Source organism: Streptomyces sp. NPDC046862, assembly GCF_040704615.1.
In the GTDB taxonomy this organism is placed as follows: Bacteria; Actinomycetota; Actinomycetes; order Streptomycetales; family Streptomycetaceae; genus Streptomyces.
The window spans coordinates 48,766-71,218 of the sequence record NZ_JBEYXP010000042.1 but is presented as its reverse complement, the minus strand read 5'-3'; the positions used below and the strand labels follow the sequence as shown (position 1 = coordinate 71,218).

Below are 22,453 nucleotides of genomic sequence, written 5' to 3'. Positions count from 1 at the left end.
CCTCAAACGCCGGAGGGGCTGGATGGTGCGGGGAGCTGCCCGGTTTTCAGAGGCGCGGGGAACTGGCGGCCAGCCCCTACCCACCCGCAGACAACCAACCCACCCCAACCACCACTCACCCGGTGGGCCCGTCGCGTCTCACACCCTCGACCACGTGTGCCGGTCCCGCGCCATCGCGTGGAGCGCCTCCACGTCCGCCGGCTTGAGGATGCCTCCCGAGCGGGCGAGCACGGTGAGATCCGTGTCCCGCAGGACGCGGACCTCCCGCAGGGACGCGCCCACGTCGACACCGGACGCGCCGACGGGAACCAGCACCGGCCGCACCTCCGCCGTGAGCGCGTGCGAGGCCCGGGCCGCGTCCGCGCGCACCTGCCGGACCAGGGGCCGGGGCTCGCGACGGCCCACGGTGACCATGGGGTCGGCGACGAGCACACGCTGCTTACGGGCGTACAGGGCGCGGACGCAGAACAGACCGCCCGGCCCGATCACGAGGTGGTGGATGCGGTCGCCGCCCGGCAGCGGGATCGAGTGCAGGGTGTGCCAGCCCGCGCCGTCCAGCCGGTCCAGCGCCTCACCGACCGTCTGCTCGGCGGTCAGGGCCCGGCGCCGCGGGTCGGGGCGCAGCCGGCGCGGCGGGCCCGGATCGCGGTCGAGGGCGATCAGGAGCGCCTCGCCGGGGCGGTTCGGGGCCAGGTCGTCGTCCGGCGGCAGGGCGAGCCGGGCGAGCTCCGCGGGGGTCGGCACGGGGGGTGGGCCCACCGCGACCGGGCCGGTCAGGAAGGGGCCGAGCGCGTCGAGCACGTCCTCCCGCCGGTCCTCGCTGAGCAGGTTGATCCGGCCCGCCTCCCTGTCGTACCAGGCGACGTTACGTCCGTCCGTGAGACAGACGTAGAGCCGCTCCCGTCCGTGCCGTCCGCTCGGTATGACACGCAGTTCGCTCATGCGCCTTCACCCCCGACCATGGGAACAGGCGGGGTGCTCAAGGTGCAAGAACCCGGTTACCGTGGGGATGACTTGGGGGAGGTGCTGTTGCGGACCCGCGGAACGCAGCCCGACGTACCGGCCCCGGACAGCCCGTGGAGCGAGATCGTGCCCGGCCTGTGGATGGGCGGTCACGAGTTCGCCGGGCGCTCCGGAGAGCGGGAGTTCGCCGTGGTGCACGACGAGTTCGACCTGGTCCTGACGCTGCTGCGGCTGCCGGGGCACGGGCCGGACGAGGGCGTCGAGCACCACGTGTGGCCCATCCCGGACGGGCCGCTCGACGGGACCCAGCTCGCGGGCGTGATGCGGCTGGCGCAGACCGTCTCCGAGGCGCTGGAGGAGCGGCGCAGGGTGCTCGTGCGCTGTTACCACGGGTACAACCGCTCCGGGCTCGTGGTGGCCCAGTCCCTGATCCGTGAGGGCCGCTCCCCCGACGACGCGATCCGCCTCGTCCGCTCCCGCCGCTCACGGTGGGCCCTGCACAACGAGCTGTTCGTGGAGTACCTGCGCACGGGCCTGGCCACGGCACGCCTCCTGGAGGAGCTCGCGGAGGACGCGGCCGAGTAGCGGACCAGCGGACCGCCGCACCCTCACCTCTCAGAACCATGCGTGACGGGGATCACACAAGAGGGAAAACCTGCCGTCCGCGTCGCGCGTCTAGCCGGTGTGAGATCAGCAAAGGCAGCGCTGCACGAGCTCGACGAGGAGCGCCTCGTCCGGCTGGTGGCCAGAGGCGACCGCGCCGCGTTCGAGGAGCTGTACCGGCGTACGGCGCCGTGGATGGCGGTGCGGCTGCGCCGCCGCTGTGCGGACGAGCAGATCGTCGCCGAGGTCATGCAGGAGACGTATCTGGCGGTGTGGCGTGCGGCGGGTGCGTTCATCGGGACCGCGGCCGGGGGCAGCGCCGTCGGCTGGCTGTGGACGATCGCGGCGCGCCGGCTCGTCGACGCGTTCCGGCGCAGGGCCCACCACGCGGAGCCGCCGCCCGCGGCCGCTCCGCGGCCCGTGGCGCCCGCCGCCGAGGAGGAGGCGCTCGCGGCGACCGTCGGCGGTGAGGTCGGGGACGCGCTGCGGCGCCTCGCGCCGGAGCTCAGACAGGTGCTGCAGGCCATGGTGCTCGACGGGCTGTCCGTCCGGGAGACCTCGGTTCTGCTGGGACTGCCCGAGGGCACGGTCAAGACCCGTGCCCGCCGGGCCCGGATCGAGATGCGGAAGGCGCTGGCATGAGTGGGGAACACGCGTCGATTCGGATCATCGACGGTTACGCGCGCGGCGACGCGGACCTCGCCGCCGACGAGGTGTGGGCCCTGGAGGCCCATCTGGAGTCGTGCCGGGTGTGCCGTGACCGGCTGTCTGCGGCCGTCACGGCCGAGGCGCCCGTCGTTGACGTGCTGGTCGGCACCGTGTGGTCCGGCCTCGAACCCCAGGTCGCCGGCACCGCCCCGATGCCGCGTCGGCGGCGCTGGTCGGCGCGGCTGTCGAGATGGCTGACGCCCACGATGGTGCCGTGGCTGGCCATGGTCGTCGGCGTGACGCTGCTCGCGCTGCTGCTCGACCTGGCCTACACCGGCTCCGGCGAGGTGCCGCTGGTGCTGCTGCTCGCCCCGGTCCTGCCCGTGCTCGGCGTCGCGGCGTCGTGGTCACGGGGGCTGGACCCGGCGTACGAGCTGACGGCGTCCGTGCCGAGGGCGGGACTGTACCTGGTGCTGCGGCGTACGGCGTCCGTGCTCGCCGTGGTCGTCCCCGCGCTGCTGGTGGGCGGGTGGGTGACGGGGGTGACGGCCGCGCAATGGCTGCTGCCCTGTCTGGCCTTCACCTCGACGACCCTGGCGCTCGGCGGTGTCATCGGCGTGACCCGCGCCGCCGTCTCGCTGGTGGCCGTGTGGGCCGCCGTGGTCGTGACGCCGACCCTGGCGGCCCGTCGTACGACCTTCGTCCTGCAGACGGACGGCCTGCCCGTGTGGGCGCTGATCCTCGCGCTCGGCATCGGTGTCGTGATCGCCCGCAGGGGCGCGTACTCCGTGCTGGGAGCCCATCGTTGACCGGAGGAAAGGAAGCAATGATGCCCGCGGTGAGCGCGGCCGACCTCGCACCGACGACCTACGCCTGGGAGATCCGGGCCACTGGGCTGAAGGTCAGGGCCGGCAGGAAACGGATGGCCGTCGACGGGCTCGACCTGTCGCTGGGCACCGGCGTACACGGTCTCCTCGGCCCCAACGGGGCGGGCAAGACCACCCTCATCCGGGCGCTGGCCACCGTACTGCGCCCCGCCGAGGGCACCCTGGAGCTGCTCGGCGAGTCCGCGGGCGGCATGGGCGAGCACCGTGCGCTGCGCCGCCGGATCGGCTATCTGCCGCAGGAGTTCGGCTACTACAAGCGCTTCACGGTGCGCGAGTTCGTCGAGTACATGGCGTGGCTGAAGGAGGTGCCCAAGGCGGACATCCCCGCGGCGGTGCAGCACGCCGTGGAGCGGGTCGGCCTGGCCGACCGTGCCGACTCGAGGATGAAGACCTTGTCCGGCGGCATGGTGCGTCGGGTGGGCATCGCCCAGGCCATCGTCAACGACCCGTCGATCCTGCTGCTGGACGAACCCACGGTCGGCCTGGACCCGGCTCAGCGGCTGCGGTTCCGCGAGCTGCTGCAGGAGCTGGGCAAGGACACCTGCGTGGTCGTCTCGACCCACCTCGTGGAGGACGTCGCCGCGGCCTGCACGGACGTGGTGCTCTTCGCCGAGGGCCGGCTGGTCTTCCAGGGCACTCCGGACGAACTGGCCGCGGCGGGCGGCCCCGAGCACGTCGGCGACAGCCCCCTCGAACGCGGCTACTCGGCGCTGCTGCAGCGCCCCGAGCAGGGAAGGGGCACCTGGTGAACACGCGTGTCCTGCGCATCGAGCTGAAGCGTTCCGTCGCACCCTGGGCCGGCGCCGTGGTCCTCACGAGCGCGCTGGCGTTCCTGTACCTGGTGAATGCCGGGTGGTGGACGGGCACCGCGGCGTGGACGGCCCAGTGGACGCCCCTGGCCCTGTGGACCCGTGGGCTGCTGTTCTATCTGTGGCCGATGGCCGTGGGGTTCGGCGCGCTGCAGGGTCTGCGCGACCACCGCTCGAAGATGTCCGAGCTGCTGACGACCACACCGCGTCCCGCCTGGCACCGCGCCGCCACGCTGGCGGGGACGACGGCGACCACCCTGGCCTCGGCCTTCGCGCTCCTCGTCCTCGTGGGCGGGGTCCAGGTGCTCGCCCACACCGAGTACACGCACCTCGGGTGGCTGCCGATCTCGCTGGTGGGGGCGCTCTCTCTCGTCGCCGGGGCCGTGCTGGGCATGGGGGTCGGGCGGGCCCTGCCGTCCGCGCTCACTCCGCCCGCGCTGGCCATCGCCGCCTTCGCTTTTACGGCTCTCATGCAGATGTCGTTGGGCCGGACGCAGACGGACACGGCGATGGGGGTCGCGACCACGGAGCCGAACCGCCTCTCGCTGCTGTCACCAGCGGTCGAAGAGGCGCGCGACGCGCTCGTCACGCTCTCCGCCCCCGTGCACCTGGGGCAGACGATCTGGCTGCTCGGCATGGCCGCGACCGGCTTCGCGCTGCTGGTCGCCGTGACTCCGCGCACCCGGCTGCTCGCCCTGGCCCCCGTCCTGGCGGGCGCGGCGATCGCCCTGCTGGTCCTCCCCTCCGACCCGCGCCGGATGTATGTCGTCGACGAGGCCGCCGCGGAGCCGGTGTGCGACGGCCCGGTGTGCGTGACCAGGACGCAGGAAGGGCGGCTCACCGACCTCGCGGGTCCCGGCAAGGAGGCGCTGCGCCTGCTGCACGGCGCCCTCGGCGGCCAGGCGCCGGTGTCGGTCCGGGAGAACGCCGCCGTACAGCCGGAGGGCTCCATGCCGCGGTGGTCCCGCAAGACCGTGCTCCTCGACTTCGACGACGACCTCGTCGCCGCCGCGAAGGGCGAGAAGCTGACCTGGGCCCTGATCGCCAAGGGCATGGTGCCCGGGTGCTCCCCCGTCGGCTGGAGCGGCACGGGGGCGGAGGACGTCGCGCAGTCCGTCGCGGCGGCCTGGGTCCTCGGGGACTTCCGGTCACTGCCCAGCGCGCAGTCTCCGAACATACGCCGCGAGATCGACACCCAGGCCCGCGCGGAGTGGAAGAAGTTCAGGGCGCTGCCGCGGGACAAGCAGCTCGCGCGGATCAACGCGATGCGCACCGCCGCGTTCTCCTGCAAGGGAGACGCGCTGGACGCGCTGACCGGCGGTGCGTCCCGGTGAGATGGCTGACGCTGTACGCGCGCTCGCGCCAGGTCCCGGCGTCACTCGCCGCGGTGGTGATCAGCGCGGTGGCGGTGTGGGCACTCGCCGGGGACGGCAGCGGGGGGCCCGGTGATCCGCGGCTGCCCGCGCTCGTCCTCGCCGCGGGAGCGATGGCGGTCTCGATCGGGCTCAGCGGGCAGGACCTCGCGCTGGACCGGACGGCCGCGATCCGCTGGGCGCCCCGCAGAGCGGCGCACGTGCTGCTCGCCGGCGCGGTCGTCGCCGCGGTGCTGCTGGCGGTGCGGGCGATGGAGAAGGACCTGGCCACCGCCGCGTTCATCGTCCGGGACAGCGCGGGCCTGATGGGGCTGGTGGCCCTGGGCGCGGCGTTCTCGGGCGGCCAGTACGCGTGGGTGCTGCCGTTCGCCTGGCTCTCGTACTCGTTCTTCGCGCCTGCCCCGACGAGTACGGCTATGGAGGTCGCGTCCTGGATGGTGCTGCCACCGGACGCGGCGACGGGCGCCTGGACGGCCGTGGTCCTCGCGGTTGTCGGCACGACGGTGTACGCCGTCGCGGGGCCTAGGTGGTTCGCCTCCGGCGGTTGAGCGGGTGAGAGCTCGGGGGTTCGGGTTGTCTGCCGGGTGCGGGTGTGTTGTGGCTGATCGCGCAGTTCCCCGCGCCCCTAAAAGCACGGGAGCGCGCCCTCTCTGATGGCCCAGCAGGACGGGCGCACCCCACACCCCCCTCCTAATGTGGCGATTAGTCAGCTTCGCCCAGCTTTACGGAGGATCCCCATGCCCCTGCGGTCCACCCTCATGCGCATCGGCATACTCACCGCCGGAGGCGCTCTCGTCGCGTTCGCCGCCACCGGTCCCGTGGCCGCCGGTGACCGGAGTCGCGACGACGACACCACATCGAGCGTCACCAGGGGCCGGGTCACCGCTGTCGGCGGTCTGCGTCTGCACGACGCCCCGACCCGCGACAGCAGAGTCGTCCGCGTCGCCCCCTTCGGCGAGATCGTCAGCATCTTCTGCAAGACACCGGGCGAGACCGTGGACGGCAACCCCCTGTGGTACCTGCTCGCCGACGGCACGTGGGCCTGGGGCGCTGCCCGCTTCATCGACAACATCGACAGGGCGCCCGGCTGGTGCCAGTGACATCGAACACGGGGTCGTCTAGTGCGCCATAATGGCCCGACTGTCACGACATAACGGGACATCACCCCTATCGCTTGCTACGTTCCGGACATGACCAAGGCCGGAACGATCCTGGCGGCGGACCCGTCCCCTCCGGCGGTACGCCTCCCCCGGCGCCGTGGCGTGGAACTCGCCCTCATCGTCGTCGCCGTCCTGCTCTCCGTGTACGGCTACTGCGCTGTCGGTCTCGCGCGCACCGGCACCGTCCCGCCCGGCGCCGCCCGTTACGGCGCCGGGCTCGGCGTGCTCGCGCTGCTCGCGCACTGCGCGGTGCGGCTCCGGGCGCCGTACGCCGATCCCCTGCTGCTGCCCATCGCCGTCCTGCTCAACGGGCTGGGCCTGGTGCTGATCTACCGCCTCGACCTGGAGACCCCGCGCGACCAGGCCGCCCCGGCGCAGCTCAACTGGTCGACGCTGGGTGTCGCGCTGTTCATCATGGCCGTGGTGTGGCTGCGGGACCACAGGGTGCTGAGGCGCTACGCGTACGTGTCCGTCGCCGGGGCGCTGGGCCTGCTGGCGCTGCCGATCCTCTTCCCCGCGGTGAACGGCGCCCGCATCTGGATCCGGGTCGCCGGATTCTCCCTCCAGCCGGGCGAGTTCGCGAAGGTGCTGCTGGCCGTCTTCTTCGCCAGCTATCTGGCGGCGAACAGGAACGCGCTCGCGTACGCCGGCCGCCGCGTCTGGCGGTTCCACCGGCTCCAGTTGCCCACCGGGCGCATCCTCGGCCCGATCGTCGCCATCTGGCTGGTCAGCGTGGGCGTCCTGGTCCTGGAGCGGGACCTGGGGACCTCGCTGCTGTTCTTCGGGCTGTTCGTGATCCTGCTGTACGTCGCCACCGGCCGCACCGGCTGGATCGCGGTGGGGCTGATGCTGGCGGTCGCGGGCGCCGTCGCGGTGGGCCGGCTGGAGCCGCACGTGCACTCAAGGGTCGAGGACTGGCTGCATCCCTTCGCGTCGATCGAGGCGGGCCGGGGGCCCAACCAGATGGCCCAGTCCCTCTTCGCGTTCGCCGCGGGCGGCGTGCTCGGCACCGGCCTCGGTCTCGGCCACTCGATCCTGATCGGCTTCGCGGCCAAGTCGGACTTCATCCTGGCGACGGCGGGCGAGGAACTCGGTCTCGCGGGCCTGACGGCGATCTTCCTGCTGTACGGGCTGCTGGTGGAGCGCGGGTACCGGGCGGGCCTCGCCCTGCGGGACCCCTTCGGCCGGCTCCTGGCGATCGGTCTCGCCTCGATCATCGCCCTGCAGGTGTTCGTCATCGCGGGCGGGGTGACCGGCCTGATCCCGCTGACCGGTATGGCGATGCCGTTCCTCGCGCAGGGCGGCTCCTCGGTCATCACCAACTGGATCATCGTGGCGCTGCTGATCCGGATCAGCGACTCGGCGCGCAGCCAGTACGACGGGACCCGGGCACCGTGAGGGCTCAGGGCCCACGGGAGGTCCGCTCATGACGAAGTACATCCACCGGGCCGCCGTCCTGTCCGCGCTCCTCCTCGTCGCCCTCCTGGTGAACGCCGCCCGCGTGCAGGTCTTCGAGGCGGGCACGTACGACGGCAACCCCGCCAACCGCCGGGGGGCCATCGCCCGCTGGAGCCAGCCGCGCGGGGACATCGTCGTCGGCGGCCGCGCGGTCACCGGCTCGCGCGACACCGGCGAGCAGCTCCGCCACGAGCGGACGTACCGCGACGGCCCGCTGTACGCGCACATCACGGGCTTCGCCTCGCAGTTGTACGGTTCGACGCTCCTGGAGCACACCGAGGACGCCGTACTGGCGGGCACCGACCCGATGATGTCGCTGCTGCCGGCCTGGAACGACGTGACACGGTCCCGCCCCCCGGGCGGCAGGGTCGTCACCACCATCGACCCGGCGGCGCAGCGGGCGGCCTTCACCGGGCTGAGGAACCGCCGGGGTGCGGTCGCGGCGCTCGAACCGGCCACCGGGCGCGTCCTGGCGCTGGTGTCCACACCGTCGTACGACCCCGGGAAGCTGTCCGGGAACGGCCCGGACGCGGCCATGGCGTGGGCGCGGCTGAACGGGGACCCGGCCAGGCCGATGCTCAACCGGGCGATCCGGCAGACCTATCCGCCGGGTTCGACGTTCAAGGTGGTGACGGCCGCGGCGGCGCTGGACTCGGGCACCATCAGGGACCTGGACGCGAGGACCGGATCCCCGGACCCGTTCACCCTGCCCGGCACACGGACCTCCCTGTCGAACGCGGCCGACGGCTGCGAGAACGCCTCCCTGCGCTACGCCTTCGAGTGGTCGTGCAACACGGTCTTCGCCAAGCTGGGCGCGGACGTGGGGCTGAGCCGGATGACGAGCACGGCGGGGAACTTCGGCTTCAACGACACCGGGCTGCGGATCCCGTTCGGGGTCGCGCCGAGCACCTTCGACACCACGATGGACCGGGCCCAGCTCGCGCTGTCCTCCATCGGGCAGTACAACACCCGGGCCACCCCGCTGCAGATGGCCATGGTCACGGCGGCCGTCGCGAACGGCGGCTCGGTCATGACGCCCCATCTCGTGGACCGGACGACCACGAGCATCGGCGCCACGCTCAAGGCGAGGAGCCCTCGGACGCGACGTCTGGCGATGACCCCGGCGACGGCCGCGGAGCTGCGCGAGCTGATGACCGACGTGGTGAGGAAGGGCACCGGCGCCAACGCCGCGATCCCCGGCGCCACGGTCGGCGGCAAGACCGGCACCGCCCAGCACGGCGTCGGCAACTCCGGCACCCCGTACGCCTGGTTCATCTCCTGGGCCCACGCCGACGAGGCGCTGGAACCGGCCGTCGCGGTCGCCGTCGTCGTCGAGGACGCCAATGCCGTGCGCGACGACATCAGCGGCGGGGGTGACGCCGCCCCGATCGCCCGCGCGGTGATGAAGGCCGTGCTGAAGAGCGCGGCCGCGGACCGGCGACGGTGACGGTTGCGGTGACGGGTCGTGAGAGACGGGCCCCGCTCACGTCATGAGACGGGGGCTGGGCGACGGCCCGCGCCCGACCTATCGTTCGGTTCCATGACGACACCCGCCCCGTTCGAACTCGCCCAGGTCAACATCGCCCGCCTCAAGGCCCCGCTGGACTCCCCGCAGTTGAAGGACTTCGTGGACGCCCTCGACCCCGTGAACGCCGTGGCCGACACCTCGGACGGCTTCGTCTGGCGACTGCAGGACGAGTCCGGCGACGCCACGGACATCCCCGTCCTCGGCGACGCGTGGCTGATCATCAACATGTCGGTGTGGCGGGACACCAACGCACTGACCGCGTTCATGTACCAGGGACAGCACCGGGAGTTGCTCGCGCGGCGCCGGGAGTGGTTCGAGCGGGTGCGGGAGGCGATGACCACACTCTGGTGGGTGCCGGCCGGACACCGGCCGACCGTCGCGGAGGCGGAGGAGCGGCTGCTGCACCTGCGGGCGCACGGGCCGACTCCGTACGCGTTCACCCTGCGCACCTCGTTCCCCCCGCAGGGGGCGTTCCCGGTCACGGGAGCGGGCGAGGGGGAGCAAGAGGCCCAGCTGCCCGAGGACCTGGGGTGCCCGGTCCAGTGACTCCCGGTCGCGCGCGACGCAGTAGACGGTTTGTCAACAAGAGCCGCCCAGGGGATTGACGGGCTTGCTGACAAGCGGTCTCATAACCCGTGACCGGCGGTAACACTGGTGTGAGGCGAGGCGGCGACGATGACGACGGTGACCGAGGCCGAGGTGCTGCGTGACGCGCTCGGCCTGATCAAGGACCGGGAACAGGTGGCCGAGCGGCTCCTCGCCTCCTCCGCCAGGCACTCCTTCGACCCGGACACGGAACTGGACTGGGACGCGCCCTACGAGGACGGCAAGTGGTTCTGGCCGCCGGAGCTGGTGTCGCTGTACGGCACGCCGATGTGGCGGCGGATGGGCGAGGAGCAGCGGATCCTGCTGTCACGGCACGAGGCGGCGGCGCTCGCCTCGCTCGGGATCTGGTTCGAGATCATCCTGATGCAGCTGCTGGTGCGGCACATCTACGACAAGGCGGCGACGAGCGCGCACGTCCGCTACGCGCTGACCGAGATCGAGGACGAGTGCCGGCACTCGAAGATGTTCGCCCGCCTGATCGCCCAGGGCGGCACGCCCTGGTATCCGGTGAGCCGTGCCCACCAGCACCTGGGCCGCCTCTTCAAGACGATCTCGACCACACCGGGCTCCTTCACGGCCACCCTGCTGGGCGAGGAGGTGCTGGACTGGATGCAGCGCCTGACGTTCCCCGACGAACGGGTCCAGCCCCTGATCCGTGGCGTGACCCGCATCCACGTGGTGGAGGAGGCCCGCCACGTCCGGTACGCCCGCGAGGAACTCCGCCGCCAGATGCTCACGGCCCCACGTTGGTCGCAGGAGTTCACCCGCGTCACGTCGGGCGAGTTCGCCCGCGTCTTCTCGGTGGCCTTCGTGAACCCCGAGGTCTACACGAACGTGGGCCTCGACCAACGCGAGGCCCTGGCCCAGGTCAGGTCCAGCCCCCACCGCCGTGAGGTCATGCGGACGGGGGCGAAGCGGCTGACGGACTTCCTGGACGACATCGGGGTGCTGCGGGGGGTGGGCCGGCGGTTGTGGAGGTCGTCGGGGCTACTGGCGTGAGGGGGCGTTCGGACCGAGCGCGTCGAGCCGTTCCTCGGTGTCCCGGGCCTTCTCGGTGCGCTGCTGGGAGCGGAACAGGTCGAGGGCCTGTTGCCAGTTCTCGCGGGCGTCGGTGGACCGGCCCAGGGCCTGGTGGATCACTCCGAGGCTGAGCAGGGAGTCCGCGACCTGTGCGGTGTTGCCCGTCTCGCGGCACAGGCGGAGCGCCTGCCGGTAGTGGTCCAGCGCCTCGGTGTACCGACCGGTGTTCCGGGCGACATAGCCCAGGCTGTCGAGAGCGGAGGCCTCGCCCGCGGGGTAACCGATCTCGCGGAACATGGCGAGGGCCCGCGTGCAGTGCCGGCGGGCCGGTTCGTGCTGGCCGAGGATCGCGTGGTACCAGCCCACGGCGTTGACCGCGTTGGCCTCCCACACCGGGTTGTCGAGTGTCCGGTAGCGGCCGAGGGCGCGCTCGGCATGGTCCAGAGCCTGCCGGTGGTCGCCCTGCCGGGCCCGGACCCGGGCGATGCTGCGGTGGGCGTGGGCCTGGCCCGCGGTGTCGTCGGCCTGCTCGAACAGGGCGAGAGCCGACCGCAGATGGTCCAGGCCCAGGGTGTTCTCGCCCAGCTCGGCGCGGGTCCGGCCCAGGAGCCAGTGGGCGGTGGCCCGGGCCTCGGGGTCACCCAGCCGGTCGGCGGCGGTGAGCCCGTTCCGCCAGGACGTGAGCCCGTCCCGGACGTGGCCCCGGTGCCGCTGGAAGCCGTCGAGTGTCCAGGCCAGTTGCCATGCCTGGCGGTCCCGGCCCTGCTCCAGGGCGAGCTCCTGGACGGCGAGCAGGGACGGGTGCTCCGCGTCGAACCACGCCAGTGCCGCCGCTTTCTCCATCGGCAGCGGGCCGGCGCCGGGGGCCGGCGGGTCCAGCCGGATCGGCTGACGGTGCGGGAACAGGAGCCGGTCGGCGGTGGCGGCGGTGTGGAGGTGGAAGTCGACCAGCCGGCGCAGTGCCATGTCGCTGAGGTCGCGGGGCAGGGTGCGGCCTCGTTCGGTGGCGTAGAGGCGGACCAGGTCGTGCATGCGGTAGCGGCCGGGGGTGTGCTGCTGGAGGAGATGGGCCTCCTCCAGCGCTCGCAGCAGCACGCGCGCGCGAGGGACCGGGAGCCCGGTGAGGCCTGCCGCGACGGGCAGACCGATGTCCGGCCCCGGTGCCAGGCCCAGCAGGGCGAAGACCTGTGCGGTCCGGTCGTCCAGGGCCCGGTAGGACGTCTCGAAGACCGCACGCAGATCCGTGGTGAGGTCTCCGGCGGTCAGGGCGTCGAGCCGGTGGGTGGCGTCGTCGATCTCCTCGGCCAGCACGGAGAGGGGGAAGTCGGGTCGTGCGGCGGCTCGGGCGACGACGATGCCCAGGGCCAGGGGCAGTCCCGCGCAGTGTCGGAGCAGGGCGTCCACCGCGTCCGGTTCGGCGATGGTCCGGTCGTGGCCCAGGGCGCGTGTGAGGACCTGGCGGGCCTCGTCGTCCGCGAGTGTGCCGAGAGCCAGGCAGCGGGAGCCGTGGGTGGCGGTCAGGGCGCCGAGGTGGCTGCGGCTGGTGACGACGACCATGCAGGTGGCGCTGCCGGGCAGCAGGGGGCGGACCTGGTCGGCGTCGCGGGCGTTGTCCAGCACGACGAGCATGCGCCGGTCGGCGACCAGGGACCGGTACAGCCCCAGTTGGGCCTCCTGATCGGCCGGTATCTCCTGGGGGTCGGTGCCGAGGGCGTCGAGGAAGCCGCGTACGACCGCCGAGGCGGACAGCGGGGCGGTGATCGGGTCGAAGCCGTGCAGGTTCGCGTACAGCTGGCCGTCGGGGAACCGGTCGAGGTGCTCGTGGGCCCAGTGCAGGGCCAGCCAGGTCTTGCCGATGCCTCCCACACCACCGATGGCGGAGATCACGAGCACTCTGTCCGCTTCGACTGCTCTCTTCAACAGGCTGTCCAGGGAGGCGAGTTCGTCGTCCCGTCCGACGAAGGCCGCGGGAGGAGGCGGTAACTGCCGCGGGACCGGCCTGGAGGAGCCGCGCGCGGCCGGCGCCACGGCGGCCTCCGCGGGAGCGGTGCCGTGGGCGGGGTCGAGGGCGGGGTCGAGGGCGGGGTCGGAGGTGAGGATCTGCCGATGGAGCCGCCGCGGCGCCGGGCCGGGATCGGTGCCCAGCTCCTCGGCCAGCCGGCGCCGGAGGCGGTCGTAGTGGTCGAGCGCCTCGGCCTGCCGTCCGCACCGGTACAGCGCCAGCATCAGCTGCCCGGCCACCCGCTCGTCCAGCGGAAGGGCCTCCGCCCGCGCGGCGCACTCGGCCACCACCCGGGTGTGCTGCCCCAGCGCCAGCCGCACCTCGGTCAGGTCCAGGCGGGCGGCCAGCCGTTCGCCGTCGAGCAGGTCCCGCTGGGCGTTGAACCACGGGGTGTCCGCCCCGGTGAACGCCTCGCCCCGCCACAGTGCGAGTGCCTCCTCCCACAGCACCAGGGCACGCTCGCCACCGTCCTCCGCGCGGGCCCGGCGCACCGTCTCACGGAACCGGAACACGTCCACCGCCTCCGGCGCCACCGCCAGCCGGTACCCGCCCTGCTCCCGGACCGGGCCCACCCCGGTCCCGGCCAGCGCCTGCCGTAATCGGGACACATACCCGTACAGCGCCTCCCGGCCACGGCGCGGCACCCGCTCGCCCCAGACCCGGTCCGTCAGCACGTCCGCGGGCACCACCCGGCCGGCGTCCACGGCCAGGGCCGCCAGCACCAACCGCTGCCGCGCGTGCCCCACGTCGACCGGAGCCCCGTCCCTCCACACCTGGATCGCGCCCAACGCCCCTAACACAACCGTCACGTGACCCCCCGGAGTGCTCACACCACCCCTAGGGATGTTTCTGGTGCCGACCTGCCACTCCAAGCCCGATTCAAGACTTTCCGAGGGTTTCCCCGTGACGGCGACGACACGGTGGGACACACGCGACCCGGCCCACCGATCCGTCGGACGGGCCGGGCCCGCGCCCCCCGCACCCACGAGACCGCGACCGCCACACCGTTACGCTGCCGGTCATGACCCCCCAGGCCCCCACCCCCGCCTACCGACGGCTCAGCGTCGAACAGCGGCGCAGCCAGCTGCTGGCGGCGGCCCTCGAACTGTTCGCCCACCGGGCCCCCGAGGAGGTCTCCCTCGACGAGGTGGCGGAGACGGCCGGCGTGTCACGGCCGCTGGTCTACCGCTACTTCCCCGGCGGCAAGCAGCAGTTGTACGAGGCCGCCCTCCGCTCGGCGGCCGAGGAGCTGGAGCGGTGCTTCGACGAGCCCGCCGAGGGCCCCCTCACCCAGCGGCTGTCCCACGCCCTCGACCGTTACCTCGCCTTCGTCGACGAGCACGACGCCGGGTTCAGCGCGCTGCTGCAGGGCGGCAGCGTCGTGGAGACCTCCCGGACCACCGCCATCGTGGACCGCGTACGGCGCACCGCCGCCGAACACGTCCTGGACCACCTGCGGGTGACGGACCCCGGCCCCCGGCTCCGCATGACCGTACGGATGTGGATCTGCTCCGTCGAGGCCGCGTCGCTGATCTGGCTGGACGAGGGCAAGGACCCGTCGCCGGACGAGCTGCGGGACTGGCTGGTGGAGCAGTTCGTGGCGTGTCTGTTGACCACCGCGGGACGCGATCCGCAGACGGCCGGCGTGGTGCGTGCCGCGCTCGCGACGGAGCGTGCCGAGGGGGCCGTCGGCGGGCTGGCACGGCGGGTGCTGCCCCTTGTCGGGGACGCCGGGCATCTGTGGTGACACTGGTGCCGTGAAGAGCGAAGCCACTCCCTTCGTGGGCGGCCCCCTGGACGGGCGTGTCCTGCCCGTGCTGCTGGGCATCACCGGACATCCGCCGAAGACGTACCGGGTCCCGGTCCCGGACGCCGCCGGCGGGCCCCCGACCGTGCTGGTCTACCGCCGCGTACCCAGACCGAACGCCGGACGGCTCGCCCTCGGCCACAAGTGGCAGTACGAGTTCGACCCCGAGGGAGGCGACGACGGCCCCCGGTGGCCGTGGTCCAGGCCCCGCCAGAAGCCAGGCGCCGCGCCGGGCGCGCGGGGCGAGGCCACGGACGAGTGACCTGGTTGGGCCGATGCGACCTCTCGGCATGCGGCCCCACCGCACGCACCTCAACCTGCCGGTGCGCGGGTGGACGGTCCACCCCCGCTCGGGAGGTGATGACGTGTCAGGAAGGCTGCTGCGCCTGGTCTGTACGGCGGCGGTCGCGGCCGGCGTGGCCCTCGGGCCCGCCCCGTCGGTCGCCGCGCCCGACCCGGTGGAACCACCCGTCACCGACAACCGCTCCACCGGCCACCGCTCCGTCGCCACACTTCTCACGGATCTCCAGCGCCTCTACCGCGAGGCCGAGAAGGCCACCGAGACCTACAACGCCACCGAGGAGAAGCTGAAGCGGCAGCGGGCCCTGGTGGAGCGGATCGAATGGCGGCTGGCCCGGGCCCGGCTCTCCCTGCAGGACAGCCGGGGCAACGTCGGCCGGCTGGCGCGGCAGCAGTACCAGAGCCGTACCGACATCTCCCCGTACGTACGGCTGTTGCTGGCCCGGGATCCGCAGCGGGCCCTGGAGCAGGGCCATGTGATCCGGCAGGTGGCGCTTGACCGGGCTCGGACGGTTGAGCGGCTGGTGCGGAACGAGGAGCGGGCCGACCTCCTGGCCCGGAAGGCGCGCAGGGCCCTCGACGTGCGGCTCTCCCTGGCCGAGCGGCGGAAGAAGAAGCGGGACGACGTCCGCGAGCGCCTGAAGGCGGTCGAGGAACTGCTCGCCTCCCTCACGGACGCACAGCTCGGCGCCCTCACCTCGTTGGAGCGGAAGAAGGAGGCCGGGGCCCAGCGGGAGTTCGTGGCGTCCGGGGCGCTGAGCAGCGTACGGCCGCCGACCGAGGAGGGTGCGCGGGCGCTGCGGTTCGCGGTCGAGCAGATCGGCAAGCCGTACCAGTGGGGGGCCGAGGGGCCGAAGGCGTACGACTGCTCGGGGCTCACCTCGCAGGCCTGGGCACACGCCGGGGTGCCGATCCCCCGGACCAGTCAGGAGCAGTGGGCGAAGCTGGAGCGGGTGCCCATGGAGCGGCTGCGGCCCGGGGACCTCGTCGTGTACTTCCCGGAGGCCACGCACGTCGCCCTCTACCTGGGCAACGGCATGGTCGTGCAGGCGCCCCGGCCCGGGGCGCGGGTCAAGGTGTCGCCCATCGCCGCGAACCCGGTTCTGGGGGCCGTGCGGCCCGACCCCCTCGGCGAGCCCCTGGCGCGCTACACGCCGCCTAAGCTCCCCAAGGGTGCGCTGGACGGAACCGACACGGGTTACGCGTCGGGGGTGGCGCCGGAGACGGAGGCTCCGGTGACGGAAGCCAGATAGGCCTCGGTCTTGGCGGGGTCGTAGAAGAAGTCATCGAAGTCGGCCGGGTCGTTGAAGCCGTTGGCGAAACGGTTCGCCACCGGGGGCAGCGAGCCGGCCGCGCCGATCAGGTTGAGGACGTGCTCCGGGGGCGGGCCGAGCATGGCGTTCGTCCACTTGGTGACGTGCTGGGCGGTGGCCCAGTAGCGGTCGAAGGCCGACCGCATCCAGGCCTCGTCGAACTCCTTCTCGCCGTGCTCCAGGATCGCGCCCAGGTAGGCGGCGGCGCACTTCGACGCCGAGTTCGAGCCCTGGCCGGTGATCGGGTCGTTCGCCACGACGACGTCGGCGACGCCGAGGGCCAGACCACCGCCGGGGAGGTGGGCGACGGGGTTGCGCACGGTGGGGGCGTAGCGGCCGCTCAGCACGCCGCCCGCGTCGGTCAGTTCGACCTTGCCGGCCCGCGCGTGCTCCCAGGGCACGAACTTCTCCATGAGATCCAGGGTCAGGGAGAGGTGCTCGCCCGGGTCCTTGACACCGTTGAAGACGTCGAGCGGGCCGCCGGGTATGCCCTCCCAGAACAGGATGTCGGCGCGGCCGGAGGTCGTGAGGGTGGGCATGACGAAGAGTTCGCCGACGCCGGGGACGAGGTTGCAGCGGACCGCGTCGTAGTCCGGGTGCTCCGGGCGCGGGCCCAGACCGTGCACGTACGCGACGGCGAGGGCGCGCTGCGGCTCGGTGAAGGGCGAGCGGGAGGCGTCGCGGCCGAACATCGACACCAGCTCGCCCTTGCCGGCCGAGACGAGGACGAGGTCGTAGAGGCGGGAGAAGTAGTCGAGGTCGGAGACGGCGGCACCGTGGATGACGAGCTGGCCGCCGCGCTGGGCGAAGGTGTCCATCCAGCCGGCCATCTTCACCCGCTGGTCCACGGACTGGGCGTACCCGTCGAGCCGGCCCACCCAGTCGATCGCGCGCTGCGTCGGGCCCGGGTCGTGCGAGCCGGGCGCCGCGACCGAGACGCCGAGCCCCTCGATCCTCGGGGCCTGGGACTCCCAGAAGTTCAGCCCCAGATCGCGTTCGTGCTGCAGTGCCGTGTGGAACATGCACTGCGTCGACATGACCCGGCCGGTGCGGATCTCGTCCGCCGTCCGGTTGGACATCAGGGTGACCTCGTACCCGTGCGACTGGAGTCCGAGGGCGAGCTGGAGTCCGGACTGGCCGGCTCCGACGACGAGTATCTTCCGCATACGGGGGCTTGTCTCCTGGTCGTGCTGCTTACTCGGGCAGGGCGGTTATCGCGTGGGCGCACAGCGCCAGCAGGGTCTCGGTCACGGACCTCCGCTTCCGGGCGTCCATGACCATGACGGGTACGTGGTCGGGGACGGTGAGGGCCTCACGCACGTCGTCGGGGTCGAACCGCTCGCTGCCCTCGAAGTGGTTGACCGCGACGACGTACGGCAGTCCGTAGCTCTCGAAGTAGTCGAGGGCCGCGAAGCAGTCCGACAGGCGGCGGGTGTCGGCGAGGACCACCGCGCCGATCGCGCCGCGCACCAGGTCGTCCCACATGAACCAGAACCGCTGCTGGCCCGGTGTGCCGAACAGGTAGAGCACCAGGTCGTCGTCGAGCGTGATGCGGCCGTAGTCCATGGCCACCGTGGTGGTCATCTTGCCCGGGGTGGCCGTCAGGTCGTCGGTGTCCTCGCTGGCCTCGGTCATCAGCGCCTCCGTCTGGAGGGGCCTGATCTCCGAGACGGCGCCGACGAGCGTGGTCTTGCCGACGCCGAAGCCGCCCGCCACCACGATCTTCGTCGCGATCGGGGCGCGGGTGACGTCCTTCTGCCAGGGTTTCAGCTCTTCGTCGGACTCGGCGGCCGGGGCGAGTCTCTGGGGGACGACGCGGGGGGAGACAGGATCTTGCGTGAGATCCCGGGCGGCGGGATCTCGGGTGACGCCCGGGGAGGAGACGTCAGAGGCGACGGAGTCCACTCAGCACCCTTTCCAGCAGAGCGCGGTCCGGCTGTACCGGTCCCTGCTCCGTTCCGTACACACGGATCTTTCCCTGGTCCGCGAGATCGCTGAGGAGGACGCGGACCACGCCGAGCGGCATTCTCAGCAGCGCGGCGATCTCCGCCACCGTCCGCATGCGGCGGCAGAGTTCGACGATGGCCCGCAGTTCGGGCATCACCTTGGTGTTGAGTGAACCATTCGTCAGTTCCCGCCGCTCATCGGGGGCTTCGATGGCGGCGACGAACGTCTCCACGAGCAGGACGTGACCGAAGCGGGTGCGCCCGCCGGTGAGGGAGTACGGGCGGACCCGGGCGGGTTTGCGGTCCCCGCCGCGGACCGGGAGCTTCCTCCGCGAGCCGCTCATCGCCTGCTCCCGGCAGTCTCCGTCTCCAGTGACTTGCGTAGCTCACTGCGGAGTTCGGGGGTCAGGACGTGTCCGGCGCGGCCCACGAAGAGCGCCATGTGGTACGCGACCACGCTCATGTCGCAGTCCGGGGAGCCGTGCACGCCGAGCAGTGAGCCGTCGCTGATCGACATGACGAAGAGGCTGCCCTCGTCCATCGCGACCATCGTCTGCCTTACCCCGCCGAAGTCCATCAGCTTGGCGGCGCCGATGGTGAGGCTGCCGATGCCGGAGACGATGGTGGCCAGGTCGGCGGCGGATCCCCTGGGGCCGGTGGGTTTTCCCGTGCCCGCCTGCCGTGCCTGGGCGTTCCTCCCGGGGTCGGAGGAGAGCAGGAGCAGGCCGTCGGAGGAGACCACCGCGACCGACAGCAGGCCCGGCACCTCCTCGACGAGGTTGGTCAGCAGCCAGTGCAGGTTGCGGGCTTCGTTGCTCAGTCCGAAGGTACTGGGCGCGGTCAACTGCTTGCCTCCTCGGATGTGCCCCCCGATGTGTCCACTGAGTCGTGCTCGTGGTGCTCGTCGTGCCGTCGCGCCGCGGGCGTCCGTGTCTGCCGCGTGTCCCCGCTCCGCTCGGCGATCTCCGCCGCGACGTCGCGGTGGCCCTCCCTGGCTCCCTGGTGGAAGCCGCCGAGCCGGCGGCGCAGCTCCTCGGCGTTCACGCCCCCGACACGCGGCCTGGGGGCCGCCGTGGGTGCGGTGATCCTGGGCGTGCGCTTGGGGAGGCCCTTGTCGGTGAGCCTCGGAGCCTCGCTCTGCCCGGTCCCCTCGGCGTCCGGATCCTGGTCCGGGTGCGCCGCTCCCCCCTCGTCGGCGGCGCGCTCGTGCAGGTCGGGCCCGATGGTGTACGGGTCGGCGGCGGGCGCGGAGTCCAGGTTCGGGCCCGGGTCCGGGTCCAGATCCGGATTCGGGTCCGGATGCCGGTCGTCGGGCAGGATCGGGGCGAACAGCTCCATCGTGGTCTCGGAGACCGACTCGGCGGGTACGGTCCCGGGGATCGTGTCGGGCACCGGTTCCTGCACCGGTTCAGCCTCGGCCTCGACGGGATCGTCCGGTCGTACGGCGCCGTCGTACTCGGTGTGCGCCTGCTCGCGGTGCGCCTGCTCGCCGTGCGCCTCGCGCTCCCTCAGCGCCCGCTCGGCCGCTTCGATCAGCGGGTCGCCGTCACCGCTGTCGCCGTCCGACTCGCGGACGGCGCCGGTCGAGCGGCCGCGCAGGACGTTGGAGTTGGCCTCGGCGTCGGCTCCCGGCAGGGACGTGGCCGCGTCGGTCGACACCGGTCCGGACGCGGGGACCGCGCTGGCGGGCGTGGTGGCCAGCAGGGGCTTCGGGACGACCACGACGGCCGCGATACCGCCCTGCTGCTGCTCGCGCAGCCGGACGCGGACGCCGTGCCGGTGGGCGAGGCGGGCCACGACGTACAGGCCGAGCCCGAGTCCCTCGCCGCCCTCCTGGTCGTACGGCTGCTCGGGGTCGAAGTGCTTGAGGCGGGCGTTGAGCCGCTCCAGCCGGTCGGCGGGGATGCCGAGGCCGTCGTCCTGCACGGAGAGCATGACCTCGCCGTTCTCCAGCAGCCAGCCGGAGATCTCGATCGGCTGCTCGGGCGGCGTGGCCGAGGTCGCGTTCTCCAGGAGTTCCGCGACCAGGTGGCTGAGGTCGTCGGCGGCGAACCCGGCGATGTGCGTGTGCGGCGGCAGGGCGGCGATACGGACGCGGTCGTAGCGCTCGATCTCGCTGACGGCGGCCCGGACGACGTCGACGAGCGGGACCGGGCTCGCGTGCTGCTGGCCGTGCTCGGCGCCGGCGAGGACGAGGAGGTTCTCGCTGTGGCGGCGCATGACGGTGGCGAAGTGGTCGAGCTTGAAGAGAGTGGCGAGCCGCTCGGGGTCCTGCTCGCGCTCCTCCATGCCCTCGATGACGGCGAGCTGGCGCTCGACGAGGCCGAGGGTGCGCAGGGAGAGGTTGACGAAGGTGCCGTGGATGCTGTGCCGGATCCGCTCCAGGTGGGCGGTGGCGTCGGCGAGTTCGGCGCGCAGCCGGTCGCGTTCGTCGGCCATGGTCTGGCGCTGGCCGATGAGGTGCTTGCGGTCGCCCTCCAGGGGCGTGAGCCGCTCGTGGAGGGCGAGGGCGTGCGTGTGGAGCGCGTTGACGGAGCGCACGACCTGGGCGAACTCGTCGTTGCGTCCGGTGTACCTGACCGGTTCCTCGGTCGCCGGATCGGCGGCGACGCGTGCCGAGCCGATGCGCAGTGCGGCCAGCGGCTGGGTGAGCGTGCGGGCCATGGCGGTGGCGATGCCGATGGCGACGAGGAGGAGGGCGCCGAGGACGGCGATACGGATCTCCAGCGCGGTGACGTCGTCGTCTCGGAGCTGGGCGAGGTCCTTGGTGCGCCGGTCGTTGAGGGAGGCCTCGACGCCGCGCATCAGCTCCACGCGGGCGGACAGCGCGGCGTCCAGCTTCGTGGTGCCGGTGTTCAGCTCGGAGTCGGAGAGCGTCGGCTGGTCGGTCAGCTTGTCGAGGTAGGTGTCGGCGGAGGTGACCTCGGGGCCGGTGACCGTGGAGTCGTAGGAGGAGCGGGCCTTCGCCGGAGCCGTCTCGCGGAAGTCGTCGAGGGCCGCGGCGGAGCGGACGCGGGCCTGCTGGGCGGCGGCGGTGAGCTCGTCGCGCTGCTTCCGGTCGGCGGCCGAGGTGCTGGTCTCCGTGGTCGGCAGACCGGTCACGGGGTCGGTGACGGTCTGCGTGCTCTTCGGCACGCTCAGCGCGGCGAGGAGCAGTCCGCGGGCGGCGGCGGACTGCTGGACGGCGGTGTCGAGCTCGGCGAGCGCGTGGGAGCCGTCGCCGGCGCGGGGCGGGAGTTTCTCGGCCAGGTCCTCGGCGATGGCGTGCAGCTCGGTGATGGTGGCGGAGTAGGCCTCGTACGCTTCGAGAGCACTGCTCTTGCCCGTGAGCGCCGTTCGCCGGACGGTGGCGATCTCGTTCAGTTCCCGGCCGAGTCCCGCGGGCGCGTCGGCCTTGAGTTCGTCCACCTGCCGGTCGACGCGGGCGCTGCGCTCCTCGCTGGGGGCCTTGGACTTGGGGCGCCCGGCGGCGACGTACGCGGCGACCTCGTCGCGCTCGTCGGCCAGCGCGTGGGCGAGGGTGAGCGCCTGCTGGGTCTGCTCGGCGAGCGTCACCAGGTTCTGTGTGTCGTTCAGCTGGCTGGAGGCGGCGAGGACCGAGGGGGCCCCGGCGCCGGCGATGGCGGCCGCGACGACGGCGACGGCGCCGATGAGCCGGTTGCGGACGTGCGCGGGGCGTCCGGTGCCGACGGTGGGCTGGTCGCCCGCCTGCCCGCCCGGGTTCGGGGCGGCCTTGGGGGCCGTCTGCTTGCCTGTGCGCCGAGGCCGCATTTTCTGCACCGGTGCTCGCATTCCTGACTCGTTTACCCATGGGCCCGGGTGACGTTCCGTCAACCTGTGCGTCTTCCCGGTACGGCTCCCGACCCTCCCAGTGCCGGTGGACGGTGATCTCGCATCATCAGACCCACCACCCGAAGGAGTGAACCCCGGACCGGAGTTGGCGGGCAAGTTTCTCTGGCGCGCGTGGCGCGCCCGCGCGGCGGGCCCATTGGACGTGGGCGGCGGCCTTTGGCAATATTCGCCACCGCGC

Annotated in this window: 21 protein-coding genes; 14 read left to right on the top strand and 7 right to left on the bottom strand. The window is 72.6% G+C overall.

Annotation, left to right across the window (positions count from 1 at the left end; all coding sequences use genetic code 11):
* Positions 1–138 precede the first annotated feature (138 nt).
* Entirely contained in the window at positions 139–942 is an 804-nt protein-coding gene (locus AB0959_RS36495; protein WP_366831049.1) for a nuclease-related domain-containing protein, read from the bottom strand.
* A gap of 87 nt (positions 943–1,029) precedes the next feature.
* On the opposite strand from AB0959_RS36495, the gene AB0959_RS36490 reads away from it, so the two are divergent.
* From AB0959_RS36490 to AB0959_RS36440, 11 genes are all read left to right on the top strand, one after another.
* Positions 1,030–1,548, top strand: coding sequence for a dual specificity protein phosphatase (locus AB0959_RS36490; RefSeq protein ID WP_366831048.1), 519 nt, complete (start codon positions 1,030–1,032; stop codon positions 1,546–1,548).
* A gap of 99 nt (positions 1,549–1,647) precedes the next feature.
* Positions 1,648–2,208: an RNA polymerase sigma factor gene (locus AB0959_RS36485; protein WP_366831047.1), complete on the top strand. Its 561-nt coding sequence runs from the start codon at positions 1,648–1,650 to the stop codon at positions 2,206–2,208.
* Complete coding sequence (locus AB0959_RS36480; RefSeq protein WP_366831046.1) at positions 2,205–3,023, top strand: zf-HC2 domain-containing protein; 819 nt, start codon at positions 2,205–2,207, stop codon at positions 3,021–3,023. The genes AB0959_RS36485 and AB0959_RS36480 overlap by 4 nt, the downstream gene beginning before the upstream one ends.
* Positions 3,024–3,043: 20 nt before the next feature.
* Positions 3,044–3,850: an ABC transporter ATP-binding protein gene (locus AB0959_RS36475; protein WP_366831089.1), complete on the top strand. Its 807-nt coding sequence runs from the start codon at positions 3,044–3,046 to the stop codon at positions 3,848–3,850.
* On the top strand, positions 3,847–5,244 hold the full coding sequence (locus AB0959_RS36470; RefSeq protein WP_366831045.1) for a hypothetical protein: 1,398 nt from the start codon (positions 3,847–3,849) through the stop codon (positions 5,242–5,244). Before AB0959_RS36475 ends, AB0959_RS36470 begins: the two co-directional genes overlap by 4 nt.
* Positions 5,241–5,831, top strand: a complete 591-nt coding sequence (locus AB0959_RS36465; RefSeq protein ID WP_366831044.1) for a hypothetical protein — start codon at positions 5,241–5,243, stop codon at positions 5,829–5,831. Before AB0959_RS36470 ends, AB0959_RS36465 begins: the two co-directional genes overlap by 4 nt.
* A 189-nt stretch (positions 5,832–6,020) precedes the next feature.
* Positions 6,021–6,383 carry an SH3 domain-containing protein gene (locus AB0959_RS36460; RefSeq protein WP_366831043.1) on the top strand — a complete coding sequence of 121 codons (363 nt, stop codon included), beginning with the start codon at positions 6,021–6,023 and terminating at the stop codon, positions 6,381–6,383.
* A 90-nt stretch (positions 6,384–6,473) separates the two neighbouring features.
* Positions 6,474–7,841, top strand: coding sequence for an FtsW/RodA/SpoVE family cell cycle protein (locus AB0959_RS36455; protein ID WP_366831042.1), 1,368 nt, complete (start codon positions 6,474–6,476; stop codon positions 7,839–7,841).
* A 28-nt stretch (positions 7,842–7,869) separates the two neighbouring features.
* Positions 7,870–9,348: a penicillin-binding transpeptidase domain-containing protein gene (locus AB0959_RS36450; protein ID WP_366831041.1), complete on the top strand. Its 1,479-nt coding sequence runs from the start codon at positions 7,870–7,872 to the stop codon at positions 9,346–9,348.
* 93 nt (positions 9,349–9,441) lie between these two features.
* The gene (locus AB0959_RS36445; RefSeq protein WP_366831040.1) at positions 9,442–9,975 is read left to right on the top strand and encodes a DUF3291 domain-containing protein; all 534 of its coding nucleotides are present in this window, start codon (positions 9,442–9,444) and stop codon (positions 9,973–9,975) included.
* A gap of 129 nt (positions 9,976–10,104) precedes the next feature.
* A complete protein-coding gene (locus AB0959_RS36440) occupies positions 10,105–11,034 on the top strand; it encodes a diiron oxygenase (RefSeq protein WP_366831039.1) in 930 nt (309 codons plus the stop codon).
* Here AB0959_RS36440 and AB0959_RS36435 read toward each other — a convergent pair.
* Complete coding sequence (locus AB0959_RS36435; protein ID WP_366831038.1) at positions 11,023–13,866, bottom strand: BTAD domain-containing putative transcriptional regulator; 2,844 nt, start codon at positions 13,864–13,866, stop codon at positions 11,023–11,025. The two genes, AB0959_RS36440 and AB0959_RS36435, sit on opposite strands and share 12 nt — an antisense overlap.
* A 212-nt stretch (positions 13,867–14,078) precedes the next feature.
* Here AB0959_RS36435 and AB0959_RS36430 point away from each other — a divergent pair, with 212 nt between their 5' ends.
* The 3 genes from AB0959_RS36430 (at position 14,079) to AB0959_RS36420 (ending at position 16,417) form a co-directional block, all read left to right on the top strand.
* On the top strand, positions 14,079–14,804 hold the full coding sequence (locus AB0959_RS36430; protein ID WP_366831037.1) for a TetR/AcrR family transcriptional regulator: 726 nt from the start codon (positions 14,079–14,081) through the stop codon (positions 14,802–14,804).
* A 10-nt stretch (positions 14,805–14,814) separates the two neighbouring features.
* Positions 14,815–15,126 carry a hypothetical protein gene (locus tag AB0959_RS36425; RefSeq protein ID WP_366831036.1) on the top strand — a complete coding sequence of 104 codons (312 nt, stop codon included), beginning with the start codon at positions 14,815–14,817 and terminating at the stop codon, positions 15,124–15,126.
* Between the two features lie 103 nt (positions 15,127–15,229).
* Positions 15,230–16,417, top strand: a complete 1,188-nt coding sequence (locus AB0959_RS36420) for an NlpC/P60 family protein (RefSeq protein WP_366831035.1) — start codon at positions 15,230–15,232, stop codon at positions 16,415–16,417.
* Here the strand turns inward: AB0959_RS36420 and AB0959_RS36415 are convergent.
* The 5 genes from AB0959_RS36415 to AB0959_RS36395 form a co-directional block, all read right to left on the bottom strand.
* Positions 16,363–17,643 (bottom strand): styrene monooxygenase/indole monooxygenase family protein, encoded by a 1,281-nt coding sequence (locus AB0959_RS36415; RefSeq protein ID WP_366831034.1) that lies wholly within the window; start codon positions 17,641–17,643, stop codon positions 16,363–16,365. The two genes, AB0959_RS36420 and AB0959_RS36415, sit on opposite strands and share 55 nt — an antisense overlap.
* 28 nt (positions 17,644–17,671) lie before the next feature.
* Positions 17,672–18,247: an ATP/GTP-binding protein gene (locus AB0959_RS36410; protein ID WP_366831088.1), complete on the bottom strand. Its 576-nt coding sequence runs from the start codon at positions 18,245–18,247 to the stop codon at positions 17,672–17,674.
* 115 nt (positions 18,248–18,362) lie between these two features.
* Positions 18,363–18,767, bottom strand: coding sequence for a DUF742 domain-containing protein (locus AB0959_RS36405; RefSeq protein ID WP_366831033.1), 405 nt, complete (start codon positions 18,765–18,767; stop codon positions 18,363–18,365).
* A complete protein-coding gene (locus tag AB0959_RS36400; protein ID WP_366831032.1) occupies positions 18,764–19,267 on the bottom strand; it encodes a roadblock/LC7 domain-containing protein in 504 nt (167 codons plus the stop codon). The genes AB0959_RS36405 and AB0959_RS36400 overlap by 4 nt, the downstream gene beginning before the upstream one ends.
* Complete coding sequence (locus AB0959_RS36395; RefSeq protein WP_366831031.1) at positions 19,264–22,215, bottom strand: nitrate- and nitrite sensing domain-containing protein; 2,952 nt, start codon at positions 22,213–22,215, stop codon at positions 19,264–19,266. Before AB0959_RS36395 ends, AB0959_RS36400 begins: the two co-directional genes overlap by 4 nt.
* Positions 22,216–22,453: the final 238 nt, after the last annotated feature.